Here is a 13,923-nt window from a genome sequence, read left to right as displayed (position 1 = left end):
TGTTCGATAGAGGTGCATAGAATGACTGAGAAAAAGACCTTCGACCCGTTGCTGCTTGAGAACCAGCTGTGCTTTCCTATATATGCCTGTGCCAGGAAAATCGTGGCAGCCTATAACCCCTTCCTTAAAGAGATTGGCCTTACCTACGCCCAGTACATCACCATGATGGTGCTGTGGGAGGAAACGGAAGTGGCCATGCGTGACCTGGGGAAGCGTCTGTATCTGGACTCCGGGACGCTGACCCCGGTGCTGAAAAAGCTGGAAGCCATGGGCTATCTCAAAAGATACCGCAATCCAGAGGATGAGCGCATCCTGATGGTATCCATTACAGATAAAGGCCAGGCTCTCAGGGCAGAAGCAGAAAAGGTGCCTTACCAGATGGGTTGCCTTGTAAATCAGAAGGGTGATATGTTCTCCAGTGAAGAGATAAAAAAGCTGAAAGAACAGCTTTACCAGATTATCCATACCTTGGAGTGACTGTAAAACGAGAGGCTGCTGCACATTGCATTGTGCAGCAGCCTCTCGTTTTACGTCTGTACCTTCGTTTTCCTTCATGATTGTAGCAGCCAGGCAAAGGCTTTGGCAGTCCTAAGCTCTGGCTCCCGGAAATGCCCACTTTTATTCCACTCAAGAGTACAATTGGCGCCCTGTTCCTTCAGCCAGGCATGTCCTTCTCTAATGCAATCCTCCACCTTGGCCATGACAGGGTTTCTGGTCTTCTCCTCCTTGTCCCCGAGGCTCAGGTAAATGTCGGAGCACTGGATGTCATTGCCCTTCATGTAGTCAACGAAGCCCGGAAACCACATGGAGGGTGAGGCCGCAGCCACACCAGCAAAGGTATCGGTCTGGTAGGCCGCCCAAAGGGAGAACAGGGCGGCCAACGAATACCCTCCAAGATAATAGGACTTGCCCTCCTCCTGGCACAGCTTCAATATCCCGGCCAGCGTTTCCCTGGCACCATCACCAAAATCATCGTTCCCAAAAACCGCAGGGGCCTGCCAAGGGGATAAATCGAGGTTCCAATTATCTACCTTGATAGCCAGAAGGCAAAACTCCTTATCTGCCAATCTTCGAATTTCAGCCACCTCAGCCTCCACCCCTGCCATATCATGCTCACCAACAGGCTGAACAAGAACGATGTCCGCGTCGGGATTACCATATTGGTAAGTAACCATCAGTGAACTCTCCATACTAGCTGCCCGTTGCTTTGCTTTCCCTATTGAATCCATGCTCAAATGATTTTACTTAAATCATCTATGTAAAATCATTTTGAGTAATATTACAGAATTACTTTTACTCTTTATGGCGTGCCATAGGCCGGGTTGGCCTTGCGTACACCATAGAACTTTTGCAGATAAAGGAATGCCTCCCGCACCTCTGGCGGCATATCCACGTGGGCTATGAAATTCTTCCCTTTAGGGCCATAGCCATCGGGAGCATCCTGCAGCCGCTGTGCATCTCCCATAAGCAGTTCCACATATCGGTCCATATCCCACATGCCATCCGGCTCCTCTTCGTAGGCCAGACCCTTTTCACCGACTGTTATCTTCACGCTGTAGGCAGCGTAGTTTACCACCAGCCCACCACCTGCATGATGCCGCCAGCCAGCTTCCATGCGCCTTTGCATGGTGGCATCCTGCACCATCAGCACACTGTCATGGGACAATTTTTCCTTTTCCAGCAGGGCGAGCAAAAAGGTGATGTTATTGCCGCAGTTGGTGGATTCCTTCTCCAGATAATCTACCGACAGGCCATGCTTCTCTTGCAGGTACTCATTGAAAAGCTCCGCCTCACAGGAACATGGGGAAACTTCCCTGCCCAGACTGGCAGCCATTTTCTCCCTCAAGGTTTCTGTGGTATGTCCTGCCCCTCCTACTATCACGTATTTTTCGGCCAGCTGTTTTTTCATGATCTCCGCAAAGACTTCACCGCCTGTCAATATACTGCCGCCAAAAAGCACAGCTGCATCCACTCGTGGAAAATGATACTTATCCTGCAAGGCAGCCGTAGTCAGTTCATCTATATCCCTTGGACCGCAGAAATTGCCCAATATATTTATAGCTTCTGCAATTTTTATTCTCTCTTCCAGCCCCATAAATTTTACCCCCTTAGCTTCCCTTTTTATCGGCGATTAAACATTTGATTGCCTTGTATATAGGGCCAACTTTTTGCTGGGGGAAGTTCTTGGTCAATCCATTGTTTACGCCCTGTTTAGTTTTATATTGGTTTATGATTTTTGCCACAACAGGGGCATCTGCTTTGTCCGGCAAAACGGATATCAGCATTTTTTCTAAATCACTCTTACTAGGATTATTTATGTTGGCTGGTGATGTTTTTTCTTCTTCAGTCTTTAGCTTATTTTCCCCTGACATATTGCTGACAATCTTTACTTCAATACCTCGGCTTTTCCAATATTTGCACAGGCAAGCATAACCTGTATCATTGGAAACTATATAATAATTGCACCTATCTGCAATATCATCAGTAGGCAAGGTGTCACGAATGATGTAACCAAGGTATGATGACAGTTGAAAATCAAGAGCATTTTTCCCGCCAACGGTTACTTTTTGAAATTCGATGTACGCCTTTGACTCGTTTATCTTTATGTGTGTGTCAATGGTAATAGTGTCTGAATTCACGCTGTAAAAAGTTATTACTTTATCATGCTCAGTTAATTTTTCTACTCCATCAAATCCTGATGACTTTACATTTTCAAAGTCAATAAGATAATAATTCATTTTAGTTTTACCTCTGTAATCGTAAGGAATAACCTCAAAGGTAATAAACTTTTCTTTCATCTTGTTGTATACAACATAAGCCTGTATGATGCTGCCATAGTTCTCTGCGTCCTGTGACCAACAAATGCCATACTTTCAATGTCCAAAATTACTGTACCTCCGAAGCCAATCATCCAGGAATTCCATTTGCTCCTCAGTATGGAACCAGTGCTCACCATTTTCCATAACCGTCAACCCTGCATGGTGCTTGCCAGCAAAATCCTTCATAACCGCCAACGACGTCAGCTGGTCCTTTTCCCCATACAGGATCTGCGTCGGCACATTCCATTTGAGAGGATGGGTTCTGACATAGCTCAGATACTCCCAGGACAGATCCTCGCCGAACTCGGTATGTATTATTCCTTGGGCCTCCAGTTCCGCCTCCGTCACATTGGCCCATTTCATCATGTCCTCAATCAGCTTTTCCATATCCACAATGGGCGAAATGAAATATGCCTTCTGAATAAGCCCGTCTATTTCCGCATTCATGCTGAAAAATGCCCCAATGCTGTTAGCAATAAGGCAGATATCCTCATGCTTTTTCACCAGCTCATCCACTGCTGCCCGAATTTCCTTTCCCGTTTCCCAAGGAGAAAAAGTCTGATAATCAAGTCCGATTACTTCATCCCCGGGGAACAGCGGCTTGTAGTGCTCGCATTCCTCAGCGGTTCCACCTTTGCCATGTACGTATAATATCTGCATTTTCCCTCTCCATCTTACTCATACTATTGTTCCATGCACTGCTTCGGATCAGATAAGCTTCCCTTCCAAATGATCCAGCTCATGCTGCACGATTTCTGCCTCGAAACCTGTGAATTTCCGCTTTGCTTTGTGCCAGTCCATATCACGGTATTTGACTTCAATCCAGTCATGACGCTCAACTTCACGCTCACCGGGAATGGAAAGGCAACCCTCCACAGCCTTGTAAGTCCTGGGCGATTTCTTCACAACCTCAGGGTTCAGCATAGCCGTGAGCCTGTTTCCCTCTGCCATGGCAATAATTGCCTTCCTCTCCCCAATCATGTTGGCTGCCATGCCCACGCAGTGTTCCCTGTGAGCACGAAGGGTGTCCAGCAGATCTTCCGCTATAGCTATATCCTCTTTAGCCGCTGCTTCAGCCTTCTGGCCCAGAAACAGCAAATCCTTCATAATTTCCTTTACCATCTTCTCCTCCTGCCTGGCTCAAGCTCACCAAATTCAAACACATTTTTTGATTTCTGCCTGCAACTGCTCCAAAAATCTTGCCGCATGCCCTCCGTCCATCTGCACATGATGGAACTGTAAGGACACGGGCAAGACCGTTTTGAAAATCCCTTTGCGGTATTTGCCCCACATCACCAGCGGGTTGGAGAACTTTTCCGTATACTGATTCACAATACAATCAAGTTCTGTCTGTATCATGGCCGACGTGCCGATAATCATGCATTCCTCAATAAAACTGCTTTTACATTCTGCTGCAGTCCTTTGGGTAAGCTCCAAATAATCCCGATTGAATTGCTCCAAATCATCGGAAAACGGAATGTCGCAAGAGTTAATCCCGCCCTGTTTGTTGGCCACAATGACATTTACAGCCATCTTGTCATAACGAAATAGCTTTCCAGCTTCCGGCAGCAAGTAAAACTCTTCTATCCTGCTGGCGGCCCTGCCGATGCACCAGCACATCAGTGCCGTGAATTTCATGCCGCTCTTTTTTCTCATTTTCAGCAAAGGGCTGACGTTCAGCGTCTTTACCAAGGTCACCATCGGCATGGGTGATGACATCCATAGGGAAAAAGCCTCTGCACGACTGCTTTCCTGGGGTAAGATCTCAGTTTTCATCCTTCCTCCTGCCTTTCAGCCACCAGACCGTTTCTTGGGCTGGGACAATTCGAAGCTCTCATCGATTCTTCGCTGAAGCTCCAGCATCGGTATGCTGCCATCAAGGCAGACTGTATACCAATATTTCCGATTCATGTGCCAGCCTGGAAAATACCGCTCCCCATCAACCAAGGCGGTCACTTGCTCTGCCGTCCCATGCAGATTCATAATATGGATGGGCTGACTGCCCCCAAGACCAATCTTGCTTGGATGTACTTTCATAAAGACTGCATACCACTTTTTCGACAAGTGTGAGCGGATAACCGCAGCATCCATATCCTTCCAGGGGTATTCTATTTCATCGCCGTAGGTATTCTGCACATAACGCAGGAGTTCCTCTACATAAGCCCCATGAAAGCTGCCATGCTCACCGCAAGCCTCGCCAATGCGGTCAAGCACCGCCTGATAGGCAGCCCGCACCTCCCCTACAAAAGCTCCTTGGGCATTCTTCACCAGATGAAGCACATAGGGCTCCTCTGATTCCATGTCCAGCAGCATGGTTGACACCACACCGTTATTCCCAACCCTCACATAAAGCTTAAAGCTGCCTGCCAGCAAATCCTCTGCGTAGAAATATGCATCACCCTCAAGGGCAAAACCAAAGGGTTCCAGCTTACCAGCCAGCAGCTTTGGCAATTCTCCCGCAGCCAATTCATGCCATTCTTCTATACGTATCATTGATAATGCTTCCTCACAAAGCGAGGCCCTTCCTCGCCAATGATTCCATTGGGGACAAAGCCGCATTTTGCCAATACCCGCTGCGAAGCCGTATTATCCGGCTCTGTTTCGGCCTCTACACGCAACACTCCAGCCTGCTTCAAAGCCCAATCAACAGCAGCCGTGACTGCTTCTGCAGCATATCCCCTGCCCTGGAATTCAGCTTTTATACCATACCCTATTTCCACTGAGCCATCTTCATTGAGCCCCTTGAAAGACAGATCTCCGACCTGCACTCCATCATGGCGTGTCACCATCCAGATTGCATACCACTCTCCCTGCCCAGGATGGGCAAGATAGCCATCCAGCATTTCCTGATAGGCTTTTATAAGTTCCCTATCGGTCTGTCCTTCGATAAATTGCTCCATTTCCGCTTGTGATGCTAAATATAGCCGTAAACGCTCTGTTTCTAAAGATATACGCTTCATGTATCCCCCTACCCTAATAATTTCATGAGAAGTCTCTCCAACCTATCCTTGAATTGCAGATCATCTTCCTCCGAACGTTTTCGCGGCCCTTTCAGGTGGTGCTTTCCATAGGCCCGGCGAGCCTTCTTGGCCAGATGCCGTTCCATCAGCAGCCGCTCAATGTTTTCATTGGTATATTGCCAGCCGTTCTGGTGCATGGCATAGGCCCGCTTGCCCAAAGCCATAGCTGCGACCCCATAATCCTGGGTAATCACCACATCCCCGGCCTGGCAGAGATTGACCAAGGCAAAGTCCACTGCATCCGCTCCGGCCCCGATGACCCTGACCTCACTATAATCAGACTGCAATATATGGTTGGTATCGCAAAGCAGCGTGACCGGCACGCTGTATTTCTTTGCCACTTCCTCCGTCTGCCGTACTACGGGGCAGGCGTCCGCATCAACAAATATTATCATAAAATGTACATTGCTCCCTCGATGTATTTACCATACATCAATTTTTGTCACCAAATCCTATCCCCGCCCTATGGCAAACCATAGACTATTTCTTCGTCAACAGCGAAGCATCCCCTTTTTTTGCAAACCACTCAGCAAAAGTCTGGTATACCTCCCTGGCCCATTCTGCCTCAGGATCATTGTCCATGGTGAAATGCAGCACTTCTCCCGAGGCATAGCCTGCTGTGAAATCGCAGGGCTGGAACTCCACGGGCAACCCGGCAGTTATCTCGTAAACACCATTATATGCTACCAGGCTATGCTTATCGATGATGTCTTGCAGCTTTCGGAGCAGCTTCTTATCTGCTGGAAAACTGAGGCCAGATCTAGACTCGGAGGCCATCAGGACAGTGCCAGTTTCTTTTATCTCAAAGGTATAAACATCCCCCCCGCCATTGTCACTCCCCTCATCAAAAAGAAAGAACCTGGCATAGAAATCCGTTATGTCCTTGGACACGATTGCCTTAGATGCCTTGTGGTCTGTCCTATCCGTCACGCCACCATCAATAGGAACCGCATCTACACCTTCACCAAGACCAATCAAAGTCAACGTACAAAGAACAGCCGACAGGAACACTCTCTTGACCATTTTCTTGTTCATCATATTGGTTCTCCTAACTAGCATGCAGCCTGTTCCAATAAACTCGTAAGCAATCTCCCCCACTTATCCTTGAAATGCAGATTATCTTCATTATACAAGAAAATTATGATATTTCCAACCAAGGCAAACTGTACAAACATGACACAACAATACTATCAGGTTATTTATGATCCGATTATGTTTTCTAGTGGCCCACTCTCACAAAATCCTGTACAATAAATCTGACAACATATAGAAATGGAGGACTTCACCATGAAAGCTGATTGTGCCAACTGCAAAACACACGCCTGCTATACCAAGGGAGTCAACTGCACCGGCATCGACCGGGAAACTATTCTGGGGGCCTATGATGAGGAAGAACGCCTCATCATGAAGGCAGCTGCCTACGTGGAAGGTACTTTTTACAGTAATATCACCCGCCTGCAGGAAACAGCGGAATTTGCCAAGGCCATGGGTTACAAGAAGCTAGGCATGGCCTTCTGCATCGGACTCAACGCCGAAGCCCGCTACATTGCCCGCTATTATGAGCAACAGGGCTTCGAATTTTACAGCGTCTGCTGCAAGAATTGCAGCTTCAACAAAAAAGAGCTCGACCTGAAACAGGTCAAGCCCGAGCTGGAGCACGAAGCCATGTGCAATCCCAAATTCCAGGCCAGCATCCTGGCAGAAAAGGGCACAGAGCTCTTCATCTCCTGCGGCCTTTGCGTAGGCCACGATACCATCTTCAACGCCAGCTGCCCCGGCCCCGTCACCACCCTGGTGGTAAAGGACAGGCTGCTGTCACATAATCCCCTGGGAGCCATCTATTCCCGCTACTGGAAAAGGAAGCTTGGGATCATGGATGAAGGGGAAGTGTGACTATTCGTCTGTCAAAACCGATACTGAAGGCGGTAAATCCTTTCTGATGGAAAAGCAGGCTGTTGCACAATCCTCAAAGTACAACAGCCCCTTAACTACCTCCCTCTCATTCCTTAACCTTAATCACATTTTCCCCATAGATGGTCTTGAAATCATCCCGCATAGAAACGGGAATCCAGCCATTTTCCTGGGCGGCGGCTTTCGTAGCTGCCGCCTTTTTGCTGTTGCCAAAGTCCCGCTCCAGGTCGTCACAAAGGAGCACGAAAGCGGCACTTCTATAGGGATTGTCATGAATCGTGTACTGAAACATACTATAATCCCCGTCACTATTACCGAAGGCCAGGACGGGCTGACGGCCAATTTCACGCTGGATAGCTGCTATTTTATTGGCTTCAGTATTTTTGAAAACACGCTCATTTCCTCGCAAAAGCTTTTCCCCCGGCAGCACATTATAGCCATCCAGCTTGCTGCTGGGATGATTTTCTGTCACATAGGAATAATTGGTACCGATGATGCGTTCCGGTGGAATATTCATAACGCCATCAGCCAGCACCCGCAACATTTCTCTGTCACAGCCTGAGACGATATAAACGCTAAAGTCATTGGCCTGCAGGTAAGACACCACTTCTATCATGGGCAGGTAGAAAGCTTCGCCAACCTTTAGATTGGTCAGCCCTGCTTCATAATTTGTGTTTATATAGTTTTTTACATAAGCAGAAAATTCTCTGGGAGTCATCCCTGCAAAAGCGTTGCTCTTTACATCCTTGGTAAGACTTTTCTTCAGATCTGCAGGCAGCTTTTCATGCTTCAAAAGCAATGACCTGACCTCCCGAGCTGTAGCACGTGCCTGAGGACTGGCCGAAAAACTCCTGTCATCCAATACCCGGTAAAGGGATAACATGGCATCGAAATAGTAGGGAGCAGTTTCACACATCAGCGTACCGTCACAGTCAAAGACTGCCACCCGATCCTTTACGGGGATAAAGTTAGGGCTTTTTTTATTGGTCACATCCTTCACATAGGATACCAAAGCCTGATAAGCTGCCGAATCCTTTTGCCAATATCTGAACTGGCTGCTCCTGTTTACCTGAATCGCAGCTATTTCCTGCCGGCTTATGGCATCAGCCATATTTACTGGAGCCATAACCCCTGCCATCAGAGCCAGGGCACAAGCTAAAAGTTTTTTCTTCATGAAGTCAATCCTCCATTCCCTACTACAGCAGAAACTATTCGCTGTCTTCTTCGCTGTATCCAGATAAAATCCTGCTGCTTAAGCATTGTATCTATCGACGAGACATAGTCAGAGTAAATTATGGGGTAAGCCCCCTGTAAAAAACCGCCGCAGCAAAATGCGGGAAAAATCCCTTGGAAGAATATACCGCTGATGATGAGGGAGCAGAACAGCAACTCTCAATTGACATTATAAGGCCATTGTTCCAGTTTTGCCGTAGGCAAAACTTCCTCTTGGCCTTTCAACGATGCGGGAGATATTAACTCGCCGCCTGTTAGTAATTTGCCGCCCCCACTTATGGAAGTGGGGTACATCTTGTACTCGTTATAGGCTCATTGTCATACGATGTATTACAATGAGCGCCTATTTTGATTAAGATAACTCTGGCTAAACTGCTGGAAGACATACATTCTACTGAACAGGAGCGAATCTAAATGATAACCATATCTGAACTGAAGTCTGGCCTTATCTTCGGAGATAACGAATCTGGAGAATACGTCTATATGCCTGCCAGCGAAATCGGCATAGACGATCCCATGTGCGTCTACGAAACAACGGGGCAGCGTTCAGACGTAGATCTGCAGGAAGCCCTGCGCCTGATAAGAGTGCGGGCCTTGCGACAGACCAAGCATCCTGTGCTGGGAAACAGTTCCTGCTGAAAATGCGGTGAGTATCATTCATACGTCCCGATGATTTTCTCCATCCATATCATGTTGTACCAACGGCCAAACTTATGACCGCACTTGTGGAACGTACCTACTTTGACAAAGCCCATGTGAGCATGGAAGTTCTCGCTGTTTCTGGTAAGGTATTCGTCCTCCACCAGGGGGTCGCCTATACAGGCGTACAGGTTCTTTATTCCCATAGCAGCCAGCTCTTTTTCCATGGTTTCATAAAGCTTTCTGCCCGTGCCATGACCCTTTTCTTCCGGCTTGAGGTAAATTGTCAATTCTGCCGACCAATCGTAGGCAGCCCTCCCTACAAAGGGGCCTGCATACGAATAGCCAACGATTTTCCCGTCACGCACTGCCACCAGATAGGGATATTTTGCCAGTGTTTTCTCTATACGCTTCTGAAACTCTTCCACCGTAGGCACATCATATTCAAAGCTGATTGCCGTATGCTCTACGTAATAGCTGTAAACAGCCAGAATATCTTTTGCGTCCCCTACTTCGGCTTTTCTTATCTGTACCTTATCCATGCTTAGGTTCCTCCATCTTCGCCAATGTCTCTTCACGCACAGCCTCCCTGAAACTCTTCAGATAGGGAGAGAATGCGGCCTGCTCAACACCGTAGGTCAGGTTCAGGTCGTACTCATTCTCTGCCCAAGTGCTTATGTCAGACTCGTTGTGCTGGATGATAGCCTCTACTTTGTCCAGGGCCTTATATATCTTTGCCTCCTCTGTTTCCATAGCCTCCATCTCAGTATAGAGCTCCCGCATCTCCTGTGCGAAAGGCTGCGGCAGGCTATCCACCCAGGCAAACAGCAGCTGCTTTTCCCGCTGGGAATCGGCCTCGGTTTTCTTGAAGGCGGGAATATCCCCGGTGAAGGCTTCCCCCAGGTCGTGAATCAGGCACATCCTGATGACCTTGTCCATGTCAACCTCTGGATATTCATCCCTGATGAAATAGGCCAGCAGGGAAATTCTCCAGCTGTGCTCTGCCACGCTTTCCCGTCTGCCGCCGGAGGTATAGCAATGTCTGGTGGCATCCTTGAGTTTCTCTGCCGTATGCATTATCTTCAGCAGTTCCTTTGTATCCATGACTCCTCCTACTGAAAGTTGAAATTACAATGTCCTAGCCTTATAAGGCCATTGTTCCAGTTTTGCCTATGGCAAAACTGGAACAGTGGCCTTATAATATCATTGATACCGAAAACTATCAAGGAGGCATGATCATGAAAAAAAGAACTCTGGCCCTCACCATCGCCCTCTGCGCTTCCGCCTTCAGCTTCCCTGCTGCCCAAGCTGCAACGCCAGCTGTAGGCATGCCTAACCCAATGGTTGCATACGCTGATGTAGGATCTGCCAAGGAAGCCGCAGGTTTCACCCCCTTGTACCTTCCCTCCCTCAGCGGCTATCATGTGAGCCAGGTGTGGGTTATCGCTGGAGATGTCATAGACATCGAATACACTGCTGACGGCCAGATTGCCACCAAATTCCGCCTGCGCACTGCCCGCTGCACGGAGCTGATGAACGATGATATCAGCGGCATCTACGGGGTAAAATGGGAAAAGGAAAACCTCGACGGCCTCGATGTCTCCATAGCCCAGGTTCCTGCCGAAAGCAAGGTCTACCCGGATGGCTATGCCGCCCATTGGCGCCACGGCAATATGCTCTTTTCCGTCAGCGCCGACTATATCGGCCAACCGGAGTTCATGCACCTGCTGAAAAACGGTCTGGTGGAGATGAGCAAGATTTACTTCTGATAGTCAAATCCCCGCACAAATAGAGCGGCTGACAGTCCATTTCCGACTGCAGCCGCCCTTTTCATTATCCAGCTTTATTTTTTACTGAGCCATTCAGCAATAGATTTATAGTTGAAATACAACTTGTCAGCCTGATCCCCGAAAGGATAGTCTACCTTTACCGCGTGTTCATCGCTGACAAACTTGCCATCTTCCATCCTGCCTAATTTGCTCCAGCCTGACATATTAGCTACATGGCCGTAGGCATCCAGGAAGGGAGCCACTGCACAGTCGCCGCCGCCCGGCTGCTCACCGATGATTTTCGCCAGGCCGTTCGTCTGGGCGAAGAAGGGCAGAGCATTGCCGCAGGAATATGAGAAGCCGCTGGTCAGGATGTAGAAATCATACTGGCCGCCAAAGCCGTCCCGGGCATCAAATTTGCCATCCAGGTTCGTGTCCACATGGTACCACTCGGAACAGTAATTCTGGTTCAGGGTATGGAAATAGGTGAGGTTCACTTCCCCATCAGGAGCCAGGAACCCAAGCACAGCAGTCAAAGCTCCCACTGCGCCGCCACCGTTGTTGGACAGGTCAATGACCACTTTTTTCACCTTCGGGTCCTGCTGGATTTTGGCAAAAGCATCATAGAAAAGCCCGAAGGTGCTGGTATCATATACACTCTCGTCTGGCATGCGATAGTAGAAAGAAGCCTCCTGAAGGTTCTCCTCAAAGCCCTCAAAGTAAATGAAGGCCGTATCGTCGATGATATCCACCCTTGAGTTGCCAAAGTCCGCCGGTTTGAGGGATTCTATGTGTTCCTTGATCTCGAACAGGCGGTTTGTATCCGCGCTCTGCTTCCTCTCTTCTCCAGGCTTGAATTGGAAATTCTCATCTTTGGTGCCCCTGATCTTCACATATTCCTGAGCCTGCTCCAGCCAGTACTTGAAAGGCTGGCCGCTGTCATCACGGAAAATGTAGGTCAGCAGGACGGGATCAAGCTGCAGTTCCTTGCAGGCAGTCTCATACTGCCCATAAGTGCCTGTTTCCCCAGCCAGGAAGTCTACTCCTTTGTCCGCCACTTTGTAAGTGAGCTTCTGCAAAGCCTTCATAGTTGGCTCCATGCCGCCGTAGGCCGTGATGACCTTGGCAGTATTGATATAGGAACCTGTGTCAAATACGCTATGGCTAAGCTGCACACTATCATGGCCGCTGTCAAAGAGCTTGTAGACCACCTCCAGGAACGCCTCTGAATTGCGCCGGGCATCCGTAGAAAGCAGTCCCTCCTTCAGCCCGTTCTGCTCAAAGTATTTGTCGAAGCTCTCGATGCCCTTTTCCTTCTTATGACCATAATAGAGGTCAAATAGCAGGCAGGTGGTACCATAAGCATAGTGCGCATAGGCGGAAGGAATCTCCTTCATCTTGGAAAACTTGCCGGAATAATAGGCAGTGGCATAGGGATTCAGACGGATGCCAGGATTCAGATCATGTCCGTAAATATAACCGATGGGCTGGGCTATATCGTAGAAATGGTCCCCATTGAAGGAAAGGTCACTGGCCCCACTGGGCATGGCAAAGACATTCTGCAATACGGCAAAGGGCAGCAGCATCTGCCCCTCATAGGCTGTCATGGCAAGGCCATAGGAGGAAAGATTGATATCAAAGCCAGTTGCTTTGGTTTCACTGGAGGGATGCTTCTTGGAAACAGCCTGGGCGTTGAATTCACCCGGCAGCAGGATACCGTTGGGCAAAGCCCGCTCCCCATAGGAACCAAAGAAAGCATCCCAGTCCTCACAGCGAATGATGCCCTGCTCCCCATCAAACTCCGCCCTGATACCATTGCGGACAGCCGTAAGGACGCTGCTGCCCTCCTCCATCTGGAAGGCCACATTGCCATCATACAACAGGCGCAAATACTCCTGCGCAGAGACATAGGGAACAGTCTCTTCTCCTGCCACATTGTAGACCCGCAAAGTATCATATCTATCCAGTCTGCTGGCATAAATACGGGAATCAAAGGACCCCGTCACCTCAGCGGCCTCCCCCAGGGCTGGTGCCCCTGACAGCAGCAGCCAGCCTGTCAGCAGGCCGCATAGCAGTTTTTTAGGCAGTTTTCTCCTGTGCATCTTTCATTCCTCCTGCAAAATAGGGGCAGATTTGCCACCCCAACATTTCAGATAGAAACCTATAATGCCATTTCTCCCTGATCTTGGCTTTTCCTGCCTGACCAGCAAAATATACATAAACACACCTATCCAAACTCCCCAAGACAAAGAGGGGCTGTTGCACGTAATCCAAACGTGCAGCAGCCTCATTTTTATGCAAAAAGATAATCCCAGGACATTCAAGCCCCGGGATTAGGTGTAGAATTTAGGTATGCAAAAACCAAATTCACAGAAAGAGTATACGTCTTTAGGAGAGAATTATCAACTGTTTCTTCCCTTAAATCTTGAATTTCAGGTTAGCAAAGATGACCCCGTCCGCCTGCTTCGCCACTGCATTGGAGGTATGGATATAAAGTCACTGGAGGAGACCTATCAAAGGATAGATCGAAAT

General features: G+C 48.6%; 18 protein-coding genes and 1 pseudogene. 5 read left to right on the top strand and 14 right to left on the bottom strand.

Annotated elements, in window-relative coordinates; translation table 11 throughout:
- Nucleotides 1–21: 21 nt before the first annotated feature.
- Nucleotides 22–477 (top strand): MarR family winged helix-turn-helix transcriptional regulator, encoded by a 456-nt coding sequence (locus BLW59_RS12360; protein ID WP_074698040.1) that lies wholly within the window; start codon nt 22–24, stop codon nt 475–477.
- 74 nt (nt 478–551) lie between these two features.
- Here BLW59_RS12360 and BLW59_RS12355 read toward each other — a convergent pair whose 3' ends face one another.
- The 10 genes from BLW59_RS12355 to BLW59_RS12310 form a co-directional block, all read right to left on the bottom strand.
- Nucleotides 552–1,175, bottom strand: a complete 624-nt coding sequence (locus tag BLW59_RS12355; RefSeq protein ID WP_074698039.1) for an esterase — start codon at nt 1,173–1,175, stop codon at nt 552–554.
- Nucleotides 1,176–1,300: 125 nt separating this feature from the next.
- Nucleotides 1,301–2,095: an ElyC/SanA/YdcF family protein gene (locus BLW59_RS12350; protein ID WP_074698038.1), complete on the bottom strand. Its 795-nt coding sequence runs from the start codon at nt 2,093–2,095 to the stop codon at nt 1,301–1,303.
- Nucleotides 2,096–2,108: 13 nt separating this feature from the next.
- On the bottom strand, nt 2,109–2,798 hold the full coding sequence (locus tag BLW59_RS12345; protein WP_318258556.1) for a PIN domain-containing protein: 690 nt from the start codon (nt 2,796–2,798) through the stop codon (nt 2,109–2,111).
- Between the two features lie 75 nt (nt 2,799–2,873).
- On the bottom strand, nt 2,874–3,479 hold the full coding sequence (locus BLW59_RS12340; RefSeq protein WP_074698037.1) for an alpha/beta hydrolase: 606 nt from the start codon (nt 3,477–3,479) through the stop codon (nt 2,874–2,876).
- Nucleotides 3,480–3,527: 48 nt separating this feature from the next.
- Complete coding sequence (locus BLW59_RS12335) at nt 3,528–3,941, bottom strand: peptide deformylase (RefSeq protein ID WP_074698036.1); 414 nt, start codon at nt 3,939–3,941, stop codon at nt 3,528–3,530.
- A gap of 33 nt (nt 3,942–3,974) precedes the next feature.
- The gene (locus BLW59_RS12330; RefSeq protein WP_074698035.1) at nt 3,975–4,595 is read right to left on the bottom strand and encodes a CatA-like O-acetyltransferase, family 2; all 621 of its coding nucleotides are present in this window, start codon (nt 4,593–4,595) and stop codon (nt 3,975–3,977) included.
- Nucleotides 4,596–4,610: 15 nt separating this feature from the next.
- Nucleotides 4,611–5,312 (bottom strand): MmcQ/YjbR family DNA-binding protein, encoded by a 702-nt coding sequence (locus BLW59_RS12325; protein WP_074698034.1) that lies wholly within the window; start codon nt 5,310–5,312, stop codon nt 4,611–4,613.
- Nucleotides 5,309–5,779: a GNAT family N-acetyltransferase gene (locus BLW59_RS12320; RefSeq protein ID WP_074698033.1), complete on the bottom strand. Its 471-nt coding sequence runs from the start codon at nt 5,777–5,779 to the stop codon at nt 5,309–5,311. Before BLW59_RS12320 ends, BLW59_RS12325 begins: the two co-directional genes overlap by 4 nt.
- Nucleotides 5,780–5,787: 8 nt before the next feature.
- Nucleotides 5,788–6,234 carry a YaiI/YqxD family protein gene (locus tag BLW59_RS12315; protein ID WP_074698032.1) on the bottom strand — a complete coding sequence of 149 codons (447 nt, stop codon included), beginning with the start codon at nt 6,232–6,234 and terminating at the stop codon, nt 5,788–5,790.
- Between the two features lie 85 nt (nt 6,235–6,319).
- Nucleotides 6,320–6,877: a hypothetical protein gene (locus BLW59_RS12310; protein ID WP_318258554.1), complete on the bottom strand. Its 558-nt coding sequence runs from the start codon at nt 6,875–6,877 to the stop codon at nt 6,320–6,322.
- A 249-nt stretch (nt 6,878–7,126) separates the two neighbouring features.
- Here BLW59_RS12310 and BLW59_RS12305 point away from each other — a divergent pair, with 249 nt between their 5' ends.
- Nucleotides 7,127–7,732, top strand: coding sequence for a DUF1847 domain-containing protein (locus tag BLW59_RS12305; RefSeq protein ID WP_074698031.1), 606 nt, complete (start codon nt 7,127–7,129; stop codon nt 7,730–7,732).
- A gap of 106 nt (nt 7,733–7,838) precedes the next feature.
- On the opposite strand, the gene BLW59_RS12300 is transcribed toward BLW59_RS12305, so the two are convergent.
- Nucleotides 7,839–8,924 (bottom strand): haloacid dehalogenase-like hydrolase, encoded by a 1,086-nt coding sequence (locus BLW59_RS12300; protein ID WP_074698030.1) that lies wholly within the window; start codon nt 8,922–8,924, stop codon nt 7,839–7,841.
- A 473-nt stretch (nt 8,925–9,397) separates the two neighbouring features.
- Here BLW59_RS12300 and BLW59_RS12295 point away from each other — a divergent pair, with 473 nt between their 5' ends.
- A complete protein-coding gene (locus BLW59_RS12295; RefSeq protein ID WP_074698029.1) occupies nt 9,398–9,622 on the top strand; it encodes a hypothetical protein in 225 nt (74 codons plus the stop codon).
- Nucleotides 9,623–9,636: 14 nt separating this feature from the next.
- Here the strand turns inward: BLW59_RS12295 and BLW59_RS12290 are convergent, their stop codons facing one another.
- Nucleotides 9,637–10,164, bottom strand: coding sequence for a GNAT family N-acetyltransferase (locus tag BLW59_RS12290; protein ID WP_074698028.1), 528 nt, complete (start codon nt 10,162–10,164; stop codon nt 9,637–9,639).
- Entirely contained in the window at nt 10,157–10,726 is a 570-nt protein-coding gene (locus BLW59_RS12285) for an HD domain-containing protein (RefSeq protein WP_074698027.1), read from the bottom strand. Before BLW59_RS12285 ends, BLW59_RS12290 begins: the two co-directional genes overlap by 8 nt.
- 134 nt (nt 10,727–10,860) lie before the next feature.
- On the opposite strand from BLW59_RS12285, the gene BLW59_RS12280 reads away from it, so the two are divergent.
- Nucleotides 10,861–11,391 carry a hypothetical protein gene (locus BLW59_RS12280; protein WP_074698026.1) on the top strand — a complete coding sequence of 177 codons (531 nt, stop codon included), beginning with the start codon at nt 10,861–10,863 and terminating at the stop codon, nt 11,389–11,391.
- 74 nt (nt 11,392–11,465) lie between these two features.
- Here the strand turns inward: BLW59_RS12280 and BLW59_RS12275 are convergent, their stop codons facing one another.
- Nucleotides 11,466–13,493 carry a S41 family peptidase gene (locus BLW59_RS12275; RefSeq protein WP_074698025.1) on the bottom strand — a complete coding sequence of 676 codons (2,028 nt, stop codon included), beginning with the start codon at nt 13,491–13,493 and terminating at the stop codon, nt 11,466–11,468.
- Nucleotides 13,494–13,743: 250 nt separating this feature from the next.
- On the opposite strand from BLW59_RS12275, the pseudogene BLW59_RS18000 reads away from it, so the two are divergent.
- Nucleotides 13,744–13,923 (top strand): annotated as a pseudogene (locus BLW59_RS18000) (IS5/IS1182 family transposase); the annotation flags it as partial.

The sequence above is a fragment of the Selenomonas sp. KH1T6 genome (assembly GCF_900108415.1).
In the GTDB taxonomy this organism is placed as follows: domain Bacteria; phylum Bacillota; class Negativicutes; order Selenomonadales; family Selenomonadaceae; genus Selenomonas_B; species Selenomonas_B ruminantium_A.
The sequence above is the reverse complement of the archived record's forward strand: the minus strand, read 5'-3'. Positions and strand labels throughout refer to the sequence as shown.

What these genes read in the sequence shown, in the direction of transcription:
- BLW59_RS12350 (WP_074698038.1), bottom strand. Translation starts at nt 2,095, where the DNA reads ATGGGGCTGGAAGAGAGAATAAAAATTGCAGAAGCTATAAATATATTG.
- BLW59_RS12295 (WP_074698029.1), top strand. Translation starts at nt 9,398, where the DNA reads ATGATAACCATATCTGAACTGAAGTCTGGCCTTATCTTCGGAGATAAC.
- BLW59_RS12305 (WP_074698031.1), top strand. Translation starts at nt 7,127, where the DNA reads ATGAAAGCTGATTGTGCCAACTGCAAAACACACGCCTGCTATACCAAG.
- BLW59_RS12300 (WP_074698030.1), bottom strand. Translation starts at nt 8,924, where the DNA reads ATGAAGAAAAAACTTTTAGCTTGTGCCCTGGCTCTGATGGCAGGGGTT.
- BLW59_RS12335 (WP_074698036.1), bottom strand. Translation starts at nt 3,941, where the DNA reads ATGGTAAAGGAAATTATGAAGGATTTGCTGTTTCTGGGCCAGAAGGCT.
- BLW59_RS12315 (WP_074698032.1), bottom strand. Translation starts at nt 6,234, where the DNA reads ATGATAATATTTGTTGATGCGGACGCCTGCCCCGTAGTACGGCAGACG.
- BLW59_RS12360 (WP_074698040.1), top strand. Translation starts at nt 22, where the DNA reads ATGACTGAGAAAAAGACCTTCGACCCGTTGCTGCTTGAGAACCAGCTG.
- BLW59_RS12310 (WP_318258554.1), bottom strand. Translation starts at nt 6,877, where the DNA reads ATGATGAACAAGAAAATGGTCAAGAGAGTGTTCCTGTCGGCTGTTCTT.
- BLW59_RS12290 (WP_074698028.1), bottom strand. Translation starts at nt 10,164, where the DNA reads ATGGATAAGGTACAGATAAGAAAAGCCGAAGTAGGGGACGCAAAAGAT.
- BLW59_RS12340 (WP_074698037.1), bottom strand. Translation starts at nt 3,479, where the DNA reads ATGCAGATATTATACGTACATGGCAAAGGTGGAACCGCTGAGGAATGC.
- BLW59_RS12355 (WP_074698039.1), bottom strand. Translation starts at nt 1,175, where the DNA reads ATGGTTACTTACCAATATGGTAATCCCGACGCGGACATCGTTCTTGTT.
- BLW59_RS12275 (WP_074698025.1), bottom strand. Translation starts at nt 13,493, where the DNA reads ATGCACAGGAGAAAACTGCCTAAAAAACTGCTATGCGGCCTGCTGACA.
- BLW59_RS12345 (WP_318258556.1), bottom strand. Translation starts at nt 2,798, where the DNA reads ATGAAAGAAAAGTTTATTACCTTTGAGGTTATTCCTTACGATTACAGA.
- BLW59_RS12280 (WP_074698026.1), top strand. Translation starts at nt 10,861, where the DNA reads ATGAAAAAAAGAACTCTGGCCCTCACCATCGCCCTCTGCGCTTCCGCC.
- BLW59_RS12330 (WP_074698035.1), bottom strand. Translation starts at nt 4,595, where the DNA reads ATGAAAACTGAGATCTTACCCCAGGAAAGCAGTCGTGCAGAGGCTTTT.
- BLW59_RS12285 (WP_074698027.1), bottom strand. Translation starts at nt 10,726, where the DNA reads ATGGATACAAAGGAACTGCTGAAGATAATGCATACGGCAGAGAAACTC.
- BLW59_RS12325 (WP_074698034.1), bottom strand. Translation starts at nt 5,312, where the DNA reads ATGATACGTATAGAAGAATGGCATGAATTGGCTGCGGGAGAATTGCCA.
- BLW59_RS12320 (WP_074698033.1), bottom strand. Translation starts at nt 5,779, where the DNA reads ATGAAGCGTATATCTTTAGAAACAGAGCGTTTACGGCTATATTTAGCA.